Below are 14038 nucleotides of genomic sequence, written 5' to 3'. Positions count from 1 at the left end.
AAAACGTGCAAAAAATCATCTGGCTGAAAATCACCCAATGTCTGAAGCGGTAAAAGCAAAATCTCTCAAATAAAACTTTCCCGATCCGCTGGCGGTTTATCAGGCGCGCAATCTTGCGCCCGGTATGGAAAAAAATGATGGCCATTCTGAAAGCCATGTGACTTCATGAAAGCGCAAGCAGGTATTTGAATGAGGCCGTGCTTAAAATCAGAATTCCCGTGCCCAGGCCATTTTGTCAAAACGGCCGGAGCGGGGCGAAATGCTGGCCAGCCTGATGAAAGCGCTGGCCCGGCGCTTTCATTTCACCTTATTCAAGGAGATTGCCATGCCTAAAACCCTGATCATTCTCGCCCACCCCAATCTTGCGCAATCCACCGTCAATAAACATTGGGCGGCTGCGCTGCGGCGGCATGCCGATCGCTTCACGGTTCACGAACTCTACGCTGCCTATCCCCAGGGCAAGATTGACGTGACCGCTGAACAGAAATTGGTAGAAAGCCACGATGCGCTGGTGTGGCAGTTTCCCGTGTACTGGTTCAACTGCCCGCCGCTGCTGAAGCAGTGGATTGATGAAGTGCTGACCTATGGCTGGGCATACGGCTCGAAGGGCAAGGCGCTGGCAGGCAGAAAAATCGCGCTCGCCGTTTCGCTCGGCGCGCCTGCCAAAGACTACCGCGCAGACGGCGCTGTCGGCTGCACCGTTGCCGAAGCGCTGCGCCCATTTGAACTCACGGCGAAATACTGCGGCGCAGACTACCGCCCGCCGTTTGCCTTCCATACGATAGACAGCAACGCCGGGTACAGCGAAGCCGCGCAACAGGCGGCAGCGCAGAGCGCGGCGGACTATTTGGCCTGGCTGACAGCGCTGCAACAGGCGTGATGCCGCCTGCAAGCGGATCAGGCCAGGCTGCTGCAAGCATAGGCATATTCCCACGGCGCGGCCCAAAACCGCTGGTTTCCCCACATTTCCATTATCCGGAACCCACGCCATTCTTCACAGGCCGGCCTTTTGCCATGACCCACGCGCCCGCCGTGGCCGAATTGCGGGCAATCGGCGCCGTGCTGATTTCGCACGGTCATTGTGACCATCTCGATTACTGCGCCATTCAGGAAATCGACTCCGGAGCCAAACGCTTTTTCGTGCCGCTGGGCGTGAAGGCGCATTTGCAACGCTGGGGCGTGCAGCGCAATACCACGCTTTGGGGCGGCTATGCCATCAAATCACCCGGCATGCCGCTTTATTTCAGCGCCGACAGCGGCTTTGGGAAGCATTTTTCAGACATTATTTCAAAATATGCCACATTCGATTTTGTCATGATTGAAAACGGCGCCTGCCCAGGCGAAAGTGGCGGGAAAGCGTGCAGTAGCTTGCGCAGCGCATGCCCCACGCTGGGAACGCATGTTAAAAAAAAGAGAAAATCAAAAGGCGGAAATAATCCAATGTCCTGATGCAGAGTGGAAAATCTGTTATCAATGCGGAAGCGAATATGATTTTTATGGCCCCGAATCAAGTGCAACGCACGCGGCGCGAAAGCCTTGACGGCATGAAAACTTCCATTTATCTTTGACGGCGGTTGCGGCAGCCATTGGGCGACAGGCAACGGCAGTGCCGCCATGAAAGCCGCAACCGTTGCGTCATGATCTTTTACTGGAGATGAAAGATGGAAATCATCAGGAATGGCGCCGATTTATCGGCATATTTGAGAAATATCAATGATATCTATGAATCCAATGGCTGGGGTCGCGGCTATTCGGACGAGAAGCTCAGGAAAATGTTTTTCGCCTCGATCTACAGGCTGGCGGTGGCCGATGGCGCTGCCGTGGGCCTGCTGCGGGCTTACGGCGACAATGTGGTGGAAACACACGTGACGGAGCTGGCCGTTCACAAAAATCATCAGGGCAAGGGATATGGCAGCCTGCTGATGAAGGATTTACTGGACGCCTTTTCGCATACGGCTGTTTACGTGATGGCCTTTGCTGAAAACAGAGGATTTTTTGAACGGTTCAACCTGAAGGACCAATCATCGAAATTCACGGTATATGCCGTGGCGGCCAGGCAATAACATGCAATCCAATAACGCGCGGGCAATAATGCATCGCCGCGTTGAAAAAAAGCAGCGCCCGGGCGCTGCTTTTTTTCTGGGCTGAAAGGGCCTCAATGCGCGGGCGCGGCGCGGGCGGCGTCTGCCGTATCTGCCGCCTTTGTCTTGGGGCCGACGATGACGGTGACCATGCGCTCAGGCTGGAGCACGCGGGCGAAGGCGGCTTTGACGTCGCTGGCGCTGACTTGCTCGACCTGGCGTGTCCAGGTGTCCAGGTAGTCGCCCGGCAGGCCGTTCCAGGCGATGTTGGAAACCTGGGCCAAAAGGCTGGCGTTGCTGTCCATGCGCAGGGCGAAGCCGCCGATGAGGTTGTCTTTGGCGGCTTTGAGCTGGGCCTCGGTGGGGCCTTGCCGCACAAAGGCTTGCAGCACTTGCCGGGCTACTTGCACAGCCTGGGCGGCCTGGTCGGGGCGGGTTTGCAGGCCGATGGAGAAGGCGCCGGCGTGCAGGGCGGGCTGGAAGTGGCTGTAGGCGCCGTAGCTCAGGCCGCGTTTTTCGCGCACTTCGTTCATGAGCAGCGATGAAAAGCCGTTGCCGCCCAGCACGTGGTTGCCCACAAGCAGGGCGAAGTAATCCGGGTCGCTGCGCTTGTGGCCGGGCTGGCCGATGAGCACGTGGGTTTGCGCGGATTGGAAGGGAATGTCGATGTGCTCGGCTTTTTTGAGCGGCGGCACTTCGGGCACGGCGGGCAGGGGGGCGCATTCGCCGTTTTTGCCGCTTTGGGGCAGGCGGGCCAGCAGGCGGGCGGCGATGTCGCCAGCTTGCTCGCGGGTGATGCTGCCGACCAGGCTGACTTTGGCGCGGCAGGCGGCCAGGGCTTGCTGGTGCAGCGCTTTCATGTCCGCCACGGTGATGGCGGCCAGGCTTTGGGGCGTGGCGTCGCGCCCGTAGGGGTGGCCGCCGTACACGGCGGCGCCAAACGCGCGCTGGGCGACGGGGCCGGGGCGGGTGAGCGATTCGGCAATGGCGGCCGACATGCGCTCGCGCTCGCGCGCCCACACGGCGGGGGCAAAGGCCGGTTCGGCGATTTCGCGCGCGGCCAGGGCCACGGCGCGGGGCAGCAGGGCCTCGTCGGTCAGGCTGCGCAGGCGGATGCTCAGGCGGTCGCTGCTGGCGCTGGCGGCAAAGCGCGCGCCCAAATCGGCCCAGGCTTCGCCCAGGCGGTTTTCGTCCAGCGCCAGCTGGCGGCCTTCGGCGCGCACGCCTTTGGTGAGCATGAGCGCAGTGGCGTCGGCCAGGCCCGCCTTGGCGGCGGGGTCGCGGCGGCTGCCGGCGTCAAAGTCGATTTGCACGTCCAGCATGGGGATGGAAGGGCTGGCGGCGAACCAGACTTGCGCGCCGCTGGGCAGGGTGAAGTGCTCAATGGGCGCGGCGGCCTGGGCGCGGCCGGGCCAGGCCAGCAGGGCGGCAAAAGCGCAAGCGCCTGCAAGCAGGGCGCGGCGCGCGGCGGGGGCAAAAGAAGTCATGGTGTGTTTCCCGGATGCAGAAGATTTCAGGATGGGGTTTTGGGCCTGGCTTGCGAGCCTGTTCAATGCCCGGAGTCTGTTTGTGCGCCAGCGCTGCTCTGGCGTGTTTTGCTCCGTTTTCAAGAGCGAATCAAGGGCTTCAAAAACGCCCCTGCCGCAATGTTTCGTAGGACTGCTCACTATTGAACCGATAGCAAAATGAACGGTGGATTTCAGGGCGTGGGCGGTTGCGAAAAACGGTTGAAGGCCAGGCTCTGAACAAGTTCTCAGGGCTTGCGGCCCACAAAGCGGATGACGCTGGCTGCGCCGTTGTGAAACTGCCCTTCGTGCAGCTGCACCACGGTCTCTTGCAGCACCAGCGGCTCCAGGCCCGCGCCGTCGATGAAGTCGGCGCGGATTTCGTCCAGCGAAAAAAGCGCCTGCTCGTCTTGCGGGCCGCCAATGGCGGGGTTGGCCCGCACGCGCGGCAGATTGCTTTTGGCGTAGCCCTCAAAGATGAGGTGGCCGCCAGCGGCCAGCGCCTGCGCCACTTTGCGGTGGCTGGCGCTTTTGATGGCGGGCGCAAAGTGGGCAAAAACCAGGGCAGCGGCGTCAAACTGGCCGGGCGGCAGCGGCATGTCTTGCACGCTGCCCACCTGATAGGACAGCCGATCGGCCACGCCAAAGGCGGCGGCCAGGGCCAGCGCCTTGCGGCGGCCTTGTTCGCTCAAGTCAAAGGCCGCCACTTGCCAGCCCATGCGCGCCGCGTGCGCGGCGTTGCGCCCTTCGCCTTCGGCAGGCAGCAGCAGGCGGCCTGCGGGCAGATCGGCCAGCTGCTGGCTGAAAAAGGCGTTGGGCGCAGTGCCATAGGCATAGGCGGGCGCGGCGTAGCGGCGGTTCCAGAAGGCCGCCGGGTCTTGGGAAGCGGCTGGAGCGGCTGGATGAGCGGACATGGCTGCAACGGGCAATGGCAAAAAGCGGCGGCTGGTCGGCAACGCGCCCTTCAGTGCCGCAGCCCGGCGGGGGCCGGGCGCGGGCGCGGGCGGTTTTTCAGGCTTTGGGGCGCCAGCGTGGCGGCGGTCATCTGCTCGTCGCCAAAGTATTGGCGGGCCACGGCCTGCACTTGCGCGGGGGTGACGGCGCGCAGGCGTTCGATGAGTTTTTCATCGGCATCCAGCGGCAGGCCCAGCGCCCAGTAGCTGCCCAGCTCCTGCGCTTGCGCCATGACGGAATCGCGCTTGTAAACCTGGCCGGCAATCCACTGCGTTTTCACGCGCTCCAGCTCGGCCTGGCCCACGCCTTCGCGGGCGATACGGGCCACTTCGGCGCGCAGCGCCGCTTCGGCCTGCGCGGGCGTGCGGCCTTTGGCGGGCACGGCCAGCAGGCTGAAAAGCTGCGGGCCACGGCCCATCAGGCCGTTGTCGGCATTCACGCTGTCGGCCACGCGGTCTTTGCCTTGCACGAGGGCGCGCTCCAGGCGCGCGCCCTGGTAGCCGTCCAGCACGGCGGCCAGCACCGTCAGGGCCAACGCGTCGTCGTTTTCAGGTGTGGCTGCCAGCCCTTGCAGGCCGGGCACTTTGAACACCAGCGACACCACGGCCTGCTCGGCCGGGGCGCGCAGCTCCAGGCGGCGCGGGCCGTGCTGCTGCGGCTCGGGGCGGGGCTTGCGCCCGGGCACGGCGCGGGCGGGGATGCGGCCATAGGTTTTTTGCGCCAGCGCCAGCACGGCGGCCGGGTCCACGTCGCCCGCCACCACCACGGCGGCGTTGGCGGGCACATACCAGCTCTGGCGGAAGGCGCGCACGTCATCGGCCGTCATGGAATCCAGATCGCCCATCCAGCCAATCACGGGCCGGTGATAGGGCGAGGCCACGAAGGCGGCGGCCATTTGCTGCTCATAAAGCCGCGCGCGGGGCTGGTCGTCGGTGCGCAGGCGGCGCTCTTCCTTGACCACGGCCATCTCGCGCGTGAATTCGTCGTCAGGCCACTGGTTGTTTTCAAAGCTGTCGGCTTGCAGCGCCATCACTTGCGGCAGCGCGGCGGCGGGCACTTGCTGGAAATACGCCGTGTAGTCGGAGGTGGTGAAGGCGTTGTCGCGCCCGCCCAGCAGCGCCACGCGGCGCGAGATTTCGCCGGGGCCCAGCTGCTTGGTGCCCTTGAACATCATGTGCTCCAGCATGTGGGCGATGCCGCTGGCGCCGTCCACTTCGTCGATGGAGCCGACGCGCACCCACAGCATTTGCACGGCCACGGGCGAGCGGCGGTCAGGCTTGACGATGAGCGTCAGCCCGTTGTCCAGCCGGGCCTGGTACACGCCGGCGGCCACTTGCGCCAGCACATTGGGCGGCTGCGGCGGCTGTTGCGCATCAGGCGCGGCCTGCGGCGCCTGGGCCGTCTGGGCCGTCTGGCTGGTTTCGGGATGGCTGGCGCAGCCGTGCAGCACGGCGCCGCCTGCCAGCAGCAGCGCCACGGCGGCGGCGCGGAAACTGGGAGTGAAGGTCATAGAAGAAAAAGCGGAAAGAGAGAAAAGAAACAGAAAGCCCATTCGTGGCAATGCCCAAGGCTCCGGTCACGGCCTGGCCGTGGGCGCTGAAAGGGCAAGGCGCGGGCAAGGCGAAGGACGGATGAACAGCCAATGGGCGGCAGGCTCATTTAGCTACTTTATTCATAGCGATATGTCCTAGTGGAAAGTGCGCGAGACGGCATTTTGACCCCTTCAATTTGCTCCTGTTTTTGATGTTGCCGGACAGATCAACCCATACGGGTCTTGGCCTGTACGCCCTGGAATCTGCGGCTGGGCGCTTTGGAGCCTGTGCAGAGTCTGGCCGTGAGAGGCGAAGCGCAGATCGGATGGGCAGCAAGAGGCAAACCGCAGATGGGTTTCGCGGCCCATTGAGGATTTGCCAGGCCGCAGGCGGGCGCATGATATCCATTCGCAAAAAGCGGAGGCTTCATGGGACGGGGCATCCGGAGTGCGCGCCGGATCAGGCTGTGCTGGCCGGGCTGGAAAGCCAGAAGCCTGGCGGCAGCATCGTGACGCCTTGAATCCGCCCTCGCCAGCCGGCTGAAAGGGCCGCCAGCGGGCAAAGCAAAGCCCGCCAGCGCGAAGCGCGCAGGGCGGGCTGAAAGCGTGTGCAGTCAAGAGGGAAATTACAGCTTCACGTCGCGGCGGGGCGCGCCCACGTAGAGCTGGCGGGGGCGGCCAATCTTGTATTCAGGGTCGCCGATCATTTCGTTGAGCTGGGCAATCCAGCCCACGGTGCGCGCCAGGGCAAAGATGCCGGTGAAGAGCTTGACGGGAATGCCGATGGCGCGCTGGACGATGCCGGAGTAGAAGTCCACGTTCGGATAGAGCTTGCGCTGCACGAAGTAGTCGTCTTCCAGGGCGATTTGCTCGACTTTCTTGGCCAGGGCGAACAGGGGGTCTTTTTCCAGGCCCAGTTCGGTCAGCACTTCATTGCAGGTTTGCTGCATGAGCTTGGCGCGGGGGTCGTAGTTCTTGTAGACGCGATGGCCAAAGCCCATGAGGCGCACGCCGGAGTTTTTGTCTTTGACTTTTTCCATGAACTCGCCGACTTTGGCCAAGCCCCCGGTTTTCTGGATGTCTTCCAGCATGTGCAGGCAGGCTTCGTTGGCGCCGCCGTGCGCCGGCCCCCACAGGCACGCCACGCCCGCAGCAATGGCCGCGAACGGGTTGGTGCCGGAGCTGCCGCACAGGCGCACGGTGGAGGTGGAGGCGTTCTGCTCGTGATCGGCATGGAGGATGAAGATGCGGTCCATCGCGCGTTCAATGACGGGATTGACCTGGTAATCCTCGCAAGGCGTGGCGAACATCATGTTCAGGAAGTTGCCCGCATAGCTGAGATGGTTCTTCGGATACATGTACGGCTCGCCCTTGCCGTATTTGTAGGCCATGGCCACCAGCGTGGGCATTTTGGCGATGAGCTGGATGGCCGCGCGGTCCCGGTGTTCGGCGTTATGGATGTCGGTGTTCTCGTGATAGAAGGCCGACATGGCGCCAACCAAGCCCGTGAGCACGGCCATGGGGTGCGCGTCACGGCGAAAGCCGCGCATGAAAAAGTGCATTTGCTCGTGCACCATGGTGTGCTTGAGCACGAGCTGGTGAAATTCATCGCGCTGGCTGGCGTTGGGCAGCTCGCCTTTGAGCAGCAGGTAGCAGGTGTCGAGGTAATCGCACTGTTCGGCCAGTTGCTCGATGGGGTGGCCACGGTAGAGGAGTTCGCCCTTGTCGCCATCAATGTAGGTAATGGTGGACTGGCATGAAGCCGTGGAGAGAAAACCGGGGTCGTACGTGAACATGCCGGTTTGACCGTAGAGCTTGCGGATGTCGATCACGTCCGGGCCAATCGCGCCTTCATAAACAGGCAGTTCAATGGGCTGCTTGCCGTTGGCAAACGAGAGGGTGGCTTTGTTTTCTGAAAGTTTCATGGTCATCTCCTCGGTGAATAGGTGGTAAAGCGTGCTTTCAGCCCCTGAGCAAGGCCAGCACCTGGCGCACTGGCTGCGAATCCAGATCGCCCGAAGGCTCCTTGCGGGCCAGCAGGAGATCCAGCAGGTCGTTGTCAGCCAGATTCATCAGTTGCAGCAGGGCGTCCGCCTGAACGCGGGTGATGGCCTGCCCGCTGCGCGTGAAGAATTTTTCAATGAGCAAGTCGTTTTCGAGCATGCCCCGGCGGCAGCGCCACTTGAGCTTGCCCAGTTCATGAGCATCCAGAAAGGCCTGGGTGTCTTTCATATCGCGCACAGTGCAGGATGGCCGTGATGGCAGCAGCCGTTTACAGCGCGCGGCGCGCCATGAGTTCCTTGATTTTGCTGATGGCCTTTGAGGGATTGAGGCCCTTGGGGCACACGTCCACGCAATTCATGATGGTGTGGCAGCGGAACAGGCGGTAGGGGTCTTCCAGGTTGTCCAGGCGCGCGTTGGTGGCCTGGTCACGGCTGTCGGCAATGAAACGGTAGGCCTGAAGCAGCCCGGCGGGGCCAACGAATTTGTCAGGGTTCCACCAGAAGCTGGGGCAGCTGGTAGAGCAGCTGGCGCACAGGATGCATTCGTACAGCCCATTGAGTTCTTCGCGCTCTTCCGGCGATTGGAGGCGCTCTTTTTCAGGCGGCGGCGTTTCGTTGATCAGATAGGGCTTGATGGATTCGTACTGGGCGAAAAACTGGGTCATGTCCACGATCAAGTCACGCACCACGGGCAGGCCCGGCAGGGGCTTGAGCACGATCGGATCTTTGAGCGTGCGCAAATTGGTCAGGCACGCCAGGCCATTTTTGCCGTTGATGTTCATCGCGTCAGAGCCGCAGACGCCCTCGCGGCAGGAGCGGCGGAAGGCCAGGCTGGGGTCATGCGCCTTGAGCTTGACAAGCGCATCCAGCAGCATGCGTTCATTGCCTTGCAATTCAAGCTCAACCGTTTCCATGCGGGGCTTGGCGTCTTTGTCCGGGTCGTAGCGGTAAATCTTGAAAGTACGTTTTTGCATCGTGTTCGCCTCTTTTTTGCGGGGCCTGGAGAGAAAGTTCGCGGAACTGCGCTTAGAACGTGCGGACTTTGGGAGGAATCGTCTCGGTGGTCAGCGGCTGCGTGCGGACAGGCTTGTAAGAGAGGCTGTTGGTCGCGCTGTGCCACAGCGTGTGCTTCATCCAGTGCACGTCATCACGCCCCAAAGGAGCTGGCTCGTAATCGGCGGGATGTTCGTAATCCAGCACGCTGTGGGCGCCACGGCATTCATGCCGGGCCGCAGCGGAAGTCATGGTGGCCTGGGCCACTTCGATCATGTTGTTGACTTCCAGCGCTTCAATGCGGGCGGTATTGAAAACCTTGGAGGTGTCTGCCAGCCCTACGGACAGGGCGCGTTCGCGCAAGGCGTTGATTTTTTCCACGCCTTCATCCATGAGCGCCTGCGTGCGGAAAACGCCCGCGTGCGCCTGCATGGTGCGGCGGATTTCGTTGGCCACATCCTGCGAGTACTCGCCATTGGGGTTGTTCTCGACACGGTTGAGGCGCTCCAGCGAGAAATCAGCAGCATCAGCTGGCAGCGGCTTGTGCGAGCCTTGTTCGTGATGCTTGATGATGTGATTGCCAGCTGCCTTGCCGAAAACCAGCAGGTCAAGCAGGGAATTCGTTCCCAGCCGGTTGGCGCCGTGCACGCTGACGCATGAGCATTCGCCCACGGCGTAAAGGCCATTGACGATTTCGTTGTCGCTGCGGCTGGTCTGGACGGCAACCTGGCCGTGAATATTGGTGGGGATGCCGCCCATCTGGTAGTGGATGGTGGGCACCACGGGAATCGGTTCCTTGGTGATGTCCACGTTGGCGAAATTGATGCCGATTTCAAACACCGAGGGCAGGCGCTTGTGGATGGTTTCCGCACCCAGGTGGTCAAGCTTGAGAACCACGTAATCCTTGTTGGGGCCGCAGCCCCGGCCTTCCTTGATTTCCTGGTCCATGGAGCGGGACACGAAATCACGCGGCGCCAGATCCTTCAGCGTTGGGGCGTAACGCTCCATGAAACGCTCGCCATTGCAGTTGAGCAAGATGGCGCCTTCGCCCCGGCAGCCTTCCGTCAGCAAAACACCAGCGCCCGCCACGCCCGTGGGGTGGAATTGCCAGAACTCCATGTCTTGCAGCGGAATGCCCGCGCGGGCGGCCATGCCCAGCCCATCGCCCGTGTTGATGAAAGCGTTGGTCGAGGCCGCGAAAATGCGGCCCGCGCCGCCCGTGGCCAGCAAGACGGTTTTGGCGTGCAGCACGTAGAAATCGCCTGTTTCCATTTCCAGCGCCGTCACGCCCACCACGTCGCCATCGGCATCTCGAATGAGATCAAGCGCCATCCATTCGACAAAGAAGGTGGTATGGGCCTTGACGTTTTGCTGATACAGCGTATGCAGCATGGCGTGCCCCGTGCGGTCGGCAGCGGCGCAGGCGCGTTGCACGGGTTTTTCGCCATAGTTGGCCGTGTGGCCGCCAAAGGGGCGCTGATAGATGGTGCCGTCGGCGTTGCGGTCAAACGGCATGCCGAAATGCTCCAGCTCGTAAACCACCTTGGGCGCTTCCTGGCACATGAATTCGATGGCGTCCTGATCGCCCAGCCAGTCACCGCCTTTGACGGTGTCGTAGAAGTGGTAATGCCAGTTGTCTTCGCTCATGTTGCCCAGGCTGGCGCCAACGCCGCCCTGGGCGGCCACGGTGTGGGAGCGGGTAGGAAAGACCTTGGAGAGCACAGCCACATTCAGGCCCGCCCGCGCCAGTTGCAGCGAGGCGCGCATGCCGGAGCCGCCTGCGCCGACGATGACCACGTCAAATTTGCGGACGGTGATTTTGTCTTTGGTGTATGTCATGTTCGTGGGGAAAAAACTTGCGGGAAAGACAGTCGCTTACAGGCGCCACAGAACCTGAACGGCCCAGCCTGCGCAGCTGATGAGCCAGACGATGGCCAACATATAGAAAACCATGCGCAGGCTGGTTGGCTTGGCGTAATCCATCAACACTTCACGGGCGCCGACCCAGGCGTGCCATGCCAGCGCCACAATGGCCGTGAAGGTCAGCGTCTTCATCCATTGCGAAGAAAAGATTGCCGCCCAGCGGGTGTAGTCCAGCGGGCCGCTGGTCAAAAGAATCTGCGCCACCAGCACAAGCGTGAAAGCCACGATAGCCAGGGCGGATACGCGCTGCGCCAGCCAATCGCGCAAGCCATAGTGCGCGCCTACCACGAGGCGTCGGGAACCGTAATTCACAGCAGCCATTTCTTTCTCCAGTTCAAATCAATACAGCCCGAACAGCTTGGCGCCCAGCAGCACGGTGAGGCTCAGGCTCACCGCCAACACCACCAATGCGGAACGCTTGCCAAACTCCTTGCTCAGTTTGTGCGTCAGCTCCATGTAGATATGGCGGATGCCTGCGCACAAGTGGTGCAGGAATGCCCAGATCAGCCCCAGCACCGCGAGCTTGACAATGAAGGCGGGAAATATCCAGATGCCGTGTTCGAACGCAGCCGTGAACTGCATGAAAGAGATTTCGGACGAAATCGACTTGTCGAACAGCCAGATGATGAAAGGCAGCATCAGAATCATCAGAACGCCGCTGATGCGATGCAGGATGGAAACCTTCGCGGCCCAAGGAAGGCGGTAAGTCGTCAAATCCTTGAAGACATTCAGGTTTCTGAATTCAGGCCGTTTGCGGGCTGCTTCTGTCATGAGTACTTCCTTTTCGTGGGAGGGATGCTTCGATAGTCATGTGTCTTTTATAAGACACCTTGAAGTGAAGCAATTTGCGGATTCTATTGCAACGACGTGTATATCTTCGCAAGCTTGCGAAATCTGGAGAGGCTTGACGGGAAATAGAAAAACATCTCTATTTCTTCAACTCAGACGGTTGTGATAGTGGCGTGAATCCGTGCGGTACAAGCCTTTGCGCAGCTCTATGGGGCGGTTGCCATAGGTGAAAGCAATGCGCTCCACGCTCAGCAGCGGCGTGGAAACCGGAATCTGCAAAAGAGCCGCCTGCTGCACGTCAGGCAAAACCGCGCGAATCTTTTCATCGGCGCGCACCATGCGCACACCGAATTCCGATTCAAAGAAGGCGTACAAGGAACCCGGATACGCCGACAGGCGATGCGCCGTCAGCCCCCTGAAAGGTTCGCCAGGCAGCCACAGGTCTTCCACGATGGTGGGAATGCCGCCAAATGAAAGCACGCGCCGCGCCTGGATGATGCTTTCGCCCGTTTTCAAGGCCAGCGCCCGCGCCACATCGGCAGTGGCCCGGGCGCGTTTGCATTCCACGATTTCCCGTTGCGCGGGCTGTTCCGCATCTGCTTGATCTATATCAGGCATCAAGCGCAAAAAACGGTACTGCACCTGCTGTTCGGCGTGCGTGGCCACAAAGGTGCCCCGCCCCTGGCGGCGCACCAGCAAATGCCCGGCGGCCAGTTCGTCAATCGCCTTGCGCACCGTTCCCTGGCTGACGCCAAACCGCGCCGCCAGCTCCATTTCGCTGGGAATCACCTCTGCGGGCTTCCATTCGCCTTGTTGCAGGCTGCGCAGGATCAGATCCCTGATTTGTTGATAAAGCGGCCGGAATGAAGGTGTTGCCGCTGGCTGCGCCGCCAGGCTGGCCGTGGGTGCTTCTGATGGGAGAACGCTGTTCATTGCCATCAATCATATCTTATATAAGACACAGGACAGAAACCGGCGAAACCGTTAAACTCACTGCGGATCTGGTTGTGGCAGCCGCCCTTCCTTGTTTCAAACCAACCCACTGGAGACTCCTGGATATGAGCAAAAAACCCGTCCGTGTTGCCGTGACTGGCGCAGCAGGCCAGATTGGCTATGCCCTTCTGTTTCGCATCGCTTCTGGCGAAATGCTGGGCAAAGATCAGCCTGTCATCCTGCAATTGCTTGAAATTCCCGATGAAAAAGCCCAAAAGGCCCTCAAGGGCGTGATGATGGAGCTGCAAGACTGCGCTTTCCCTTTGCTGGCAGGCATGCAGGCGCATTCTGATCCGATGACGGCCTTCAAGGATGCGGATTACGCCCTGCTGGTGGGCGCGCGCCCGCGCGGCCCCGGCATGGAACGCTCCGACTTGCTGGCCGCCAATGCACAAATCTTCACGGCCCAAGGCAAGGCGCTGAACGCCGTCGCCAGCCGCAACGTGAAAGTGCTCGTGGTCGGCAACCCCGCCAACACCAATGCCTACATCGCCATGAAATCGGCCCCTGATCTGCCGGCCAAGAACTTCACCGCCATGCTGCGGCTGGATCACAACCGCGCCGCCAGCCAGATTGCCGAAAAAACGGGCAAGCCGGTCAAGGACATCAAAAAGCTCACTGTCTGGGGCAACCACTCCCCCACCATGTATGCCGATTACCGCTTCGCCACCATTGACGGGCAGAGCGTGAAAGACATGATCAACGACCAGGAATGGAACGCCAATGTTTTCCTGCCCACCGTGGGCAAGCGCGGCGCGGCCATCATCGAAGCGCGCGGCCTGTCTTCGGCAGCCAGCGCTGCCAACGCGGCCATTGACCACATGCGCGACTGGGCGCTGGGCACGAATGGCGAATGGGTCACCATGGGCATTCCCTCGCAAGGCTGGTACGGCATTCCGCAAGGCGTGGTCTTCGGTTTTCCCGTGACCTGCGAAAACGGCGAATACAAAGTGGTCGAGGGGCTGGAAATCGACGCTTTCAGCCAGGAGCGCATCAACAAGACGCTGGCCGAACTACAAGGCGAGCAAGAAGGCGTCAAGCACTTGCTGTAAGAACCTGTTTCGAGTCTTGCCGCGAACCGGTTTGACCGCCGGTTCGGCCCCTGAAGTCATCCGCCATTTCGCTATTGATTTGATGGCATCAAAGTCAATGAAAGCGTGCGACAGAGGCATTTTCAGGGGCTGGAATTCGCTCTCAAAAACAGAGTAAACCGCACAAAACAAGACTCGCCTGTTTGCACTTTTGCACCCACGGACAAATCGAAAG

General features: G+C 61.1%; 14 protein-coding genes. 4 read left to right on the top strand and 10 right to left on the bottom strand.

Features of this window, described 5'->3' with window-relative positions; all coding sequences use genetic code 11:
- Nucleotides 1-259 precede the first annotated feature (259 nt).
- The 3 genes from ADJ79_RS02230 to ADJ79_RS02220 all read left to right on the top strand — a co-directional run bounded on the left by ADJ79_RS02230 (nt 260) and on the right by ADJ79_RS02220 (nt 2063).
- Nucleotides 260-880 carry an NAD(P)H-dependent oxidoreductase gene (locus ADJ79_RS02230; RefSeq protein ID WP_216597141.1) on the top strand — a complete coding sequence of 207 codons (621 nt, stop codon included), beginning with the start codon at nt 260-262 and terminating at the stop codon, nt 878-880.
- Nucleotides 881-1014: 134 nt separating this feature from the next.
- Nucleotides 1015-1449 (top strand): MBL fold metallo-hydrolase, encoded by a 435-nt coding sequence (locus tag ADJ79_RS02225; protein WP_050714594.1) that lies wholly within the window; start codon nt 1015-1017, stop codon nt 1447-1449.
- Nucleotides 1450-1661: 212 nt separating this feature from the next.
- Entirely contained in the window at nt 1662-2063 is a 402-nt protein-coding gene (locus ADJ79_RS02220; protein ID WP_050714593.1) for a GNAT family N-acetyltransferase, read from the top strand.
- 92 nt (nt 2064-2155) lie between these two features.
- Here the strand turns inward: ADJ79_RS02220 and ADJ79_RS02215 are convergent, their stop codons facing one another.
- The 10 genes from ADJ79_RS02215 to ADJ79_RS02170 all read right to left on the bottom strand — a co-directional run bounded on the left by ADJ79_RS02215 (nt 2156) and on the right by ADJ79_RS02170 (nt 12712).
- Complete coding sequence (locus tag ADJ79_RS02215) at nt 2156-3568, bottom strand: pitrilysin family protein (protein WP_050714592.1); 1413 nt, start codon at nt 3566-3568, stop codon at nt 2156-2158.
- Between the two features lie 266 nt (nt 3569-3834).
- Nucleotides 3835-4500: a bifunctional 2-polyprenyl-6-hydroxyphenol methylase/3-demethylubiquinol 3-O-methyltransferase UbiG gene (locus ADJ79_RS02210; protein ID WP_050714591.1), complete on the bottom strand. Its 666-nt coding sequence runs from the start codon at nt 4498-4500 to the stop codon at nt 3835-3837.
- 50 nt (nt 4501-4550) lie between these two features.
- The gene (locus ADJ79_RS02205) at nt 4551-6050 is read right to left on the bottom strand and encodes a pitrilysin family protein (protein ID WP_082202816.1); all 1500 of its coding nucleotides are present in this window, start codon (nt 6048-6050) and stop codon (nt 4551-4553) included.
- A 647-nt stretch (nt 6051-6697) separates the two neighbouring features.
- Complete coding sequence (locus tag ADJ79_RS02200; RefSeq protein ID WP_050716349.1) at nt 6698-7996, bottom strand: citrate synthase; 1299 nt, start codon at nt 7994-7996, stop codon at nt 6698-6700.
- A 37-nt stretch (nt 7997-8033) separates the two neighbouring features.
- Nucleotides 8034-8303: a succinate dehydrogenase assembly factor 2 gene (locus ADJ79_RS02195; RefSeq protein ID WP_050714590.1), complete on the bottom strand. Its 270-nt coding sequence runs from the start codon at nt 8301-8303 to the stop codon at nt 8034-8036.
- Between the two features lie 40 nt (nt 8304-8343).
- On the bottom strand, nt 8344-9048 hold the full coding sequence (locus ADJ79_RS02190) for a succinate dehydrogenase iron-sulfur subunit (RefSeq protein ID WP_050714589.1): 705 nt from the start codon (nt 9046-9048) through the stop codon (nt 8344-8346).
- Between the two features lie 52 nt (nt 9049-9100).
- Nucleotides 9101-10906, bottom strand: a complete 1806-nt coding sequence (gene sdhA, locus ADJ79_RS02185) for a succinate dehydrogenase flavoprotein subunit (protein ID WP_050714588.1) — start codon at nt 10904-10906, stop codon at nt 9101-9103.
- A 36-nt stretch (nt 10907-10942) separates the two neighbouring features.
- Nucleotides 10943-11311 (bottom strand): succinate dehydrogenase, hydrophobic membrane anchor protein, encoded by a 369-nt coding sequence (gene sdhD, locus ADJ79_RS02180; protein WP_050714587.1) that lies wholly within the window; start codon nt 11309-11311, stop codon nt 10943-10945.
- An 18-nt stretch (nt 11312-11329) separates the two neighbouring features.
- The gene (gene sdhC, locus ADJ79_RS02175; protein ID WP_050714586.1) at nt 11330-11761 is read right to left on the bottom strand and encodes a succinate dehydrogenase, cytochrome b556 subunit; all 432 of its coding nucleotides are present in this window, start codon (nt 11759-11761) and stop codon (nt 11330-11332) included.
- A 165-nt stretch (nt 11762-11926) separates the two neighbouring features.
- Nucleotides 11927-12712, bottom strand: coding sequence for a GntR family transcriptional regulator (locus ADJ79_RS02170; RefSeq protein ID WP_050716348.1), 786 nt, complete (start codon nt 12710-12712; stop codon nt 11927-11929).
- A gap of 125 nt (nt 12713-12837) precedes the next feature.
- Between ADJ79_RS02170 and ADJ79_RS02165 the strand changes: the two genes are divergently transcribed.
- Entirely contained in the window at nt 12838-13824 is a 987-nt protein-coding gene (locus ADJ79_RS02165) for a malate dehydrogenase (protein ID WP_050714585.1), read from the top strand.
- The last annotated feature ends 214 nt before the right edge of the window (nt 13825-14038 follow it).

This window comes from Ottowia sp. oral taxon 894 (genome assembly GCF_001262075.1).
In the GTDB taxonomy this organism is placed as follows: Bacteria; Pseudomonadota; Gammaproteobacteria; order Burkholderiales; family Burkholderiaceae_C; genus Ottowia; species Ottowia massiliensis.
This window is presented reverse-complemented; position numbering and strand designations above follow the sequence as displayed.

What these genes read in the sequence shown, in the direction of transcription:
- ADJ79_RS02205 (WP_082202816.1), bottom strand. Translation starts at nt 6,050, where the DNA reads ATGACCTTCACTCCCAGTTTCCGCGCCGCCGCCGTGGCGCTGCTGCTG.
- ADJ79_RS02170 (WP_050716348.1), bottom strand. Translation starts at nt 12,712, where the DNA reads ATGAACAGCGTTCTCCCATCAGAAGCACCCACGGCCAGCCTGGCGGCG.
- ADJ79_RS02195 (WP_050714590.1), bottom strand. Translation starts at nt 8,303, where the DNA reads ATGAAAGACACCCAGGCCTTTCTGGATGCTCATGAACTGGGCAAGCTC.
- sdhA (WP_050714588.1), bottom strand. Translation starts at nt 10,906, where the DNA reads ATGACATACACCAAAGACAAAATCACCGTCCGCAAATTTGACGTGGTC.
- ADJ79_RS02200 (WP_050716349.1), bottom strand. Translation starts at nt 7,996, where the DNA reads ATGAAACTTTCAGAAAACAAAGCCACCCTCTCGTTTGCCAACGGCAAG.
- ADJ79_RS02165 (WP_050714585.1), top strand. Translation starts at nt 12,838, where the DNA reads ATGAGCAAAAAACCCGTCCGTGTTGCCGTGACTGGCGCAGCAGGCCAG.
- ADJ79_RS02230 (WP_216597141.1), top strand. Translation starts at nt 260, where the DNA reads ATGCTGGCCAGCCTGATGAAAGCGCTGGCCCGGCGCTTTCATTTCACC.
- ADJ79_RS02215 (WP_050714592.1), bottom strand. Translation starts at nt 3,568, where the DNA reads ATGACTTCTTTTGCCCCCGCCGCGCGCCGCGCCCTGCTTGCAGGCGCT.
- sdhC (WP_050714586.1), bottom strand. Translation starts at nt 11,761, where the DNA reads ATGACAGAAGCAGCCCGCAAACGGCCTGAATTCAGAAACCTGAATGTC.
- ADJ79_RS02220 (WP_050714593.1), top strand. Translation starts at nt 1,662, where the DNA reads ATGGAAATCATCAGGAATGGCGCCGATTTATCGGCATATTTGAGAAAT.
- ADJ79_RS02225 (WP_050714594.1), top strand. Translation starts at nt 1,015, where the DNA reads ATGACCCACGCGCCCGCCGTGGCCGAATTGCGGGCAATCGGCGCCGTG.
- ADJ79_RS02210 (WP_050714591.1), bottom strand. Translation starts at nt 4,500, where the DNA reads ATGTCCGCTCATCCAGCCGCTCCAGCCGCTTCCCAAGACCCGGCGGCC.
- sdhD (WP_050714587.1), bottom strand. Translation starts at nt 11,311, where the DNA reads ATGGCTGCTGTGAATTACGGTTCCCGACGCCTCGTGGTAGGCGCGCAC.
- ADJ79_RS02190 (WP_050714589.1), bottom strand. Translation starts at nt 9,048, where the DNA reads ATGCAAAAACGTACTTTCAAGATTTACCGCTACGACCCGGACAAAGAC.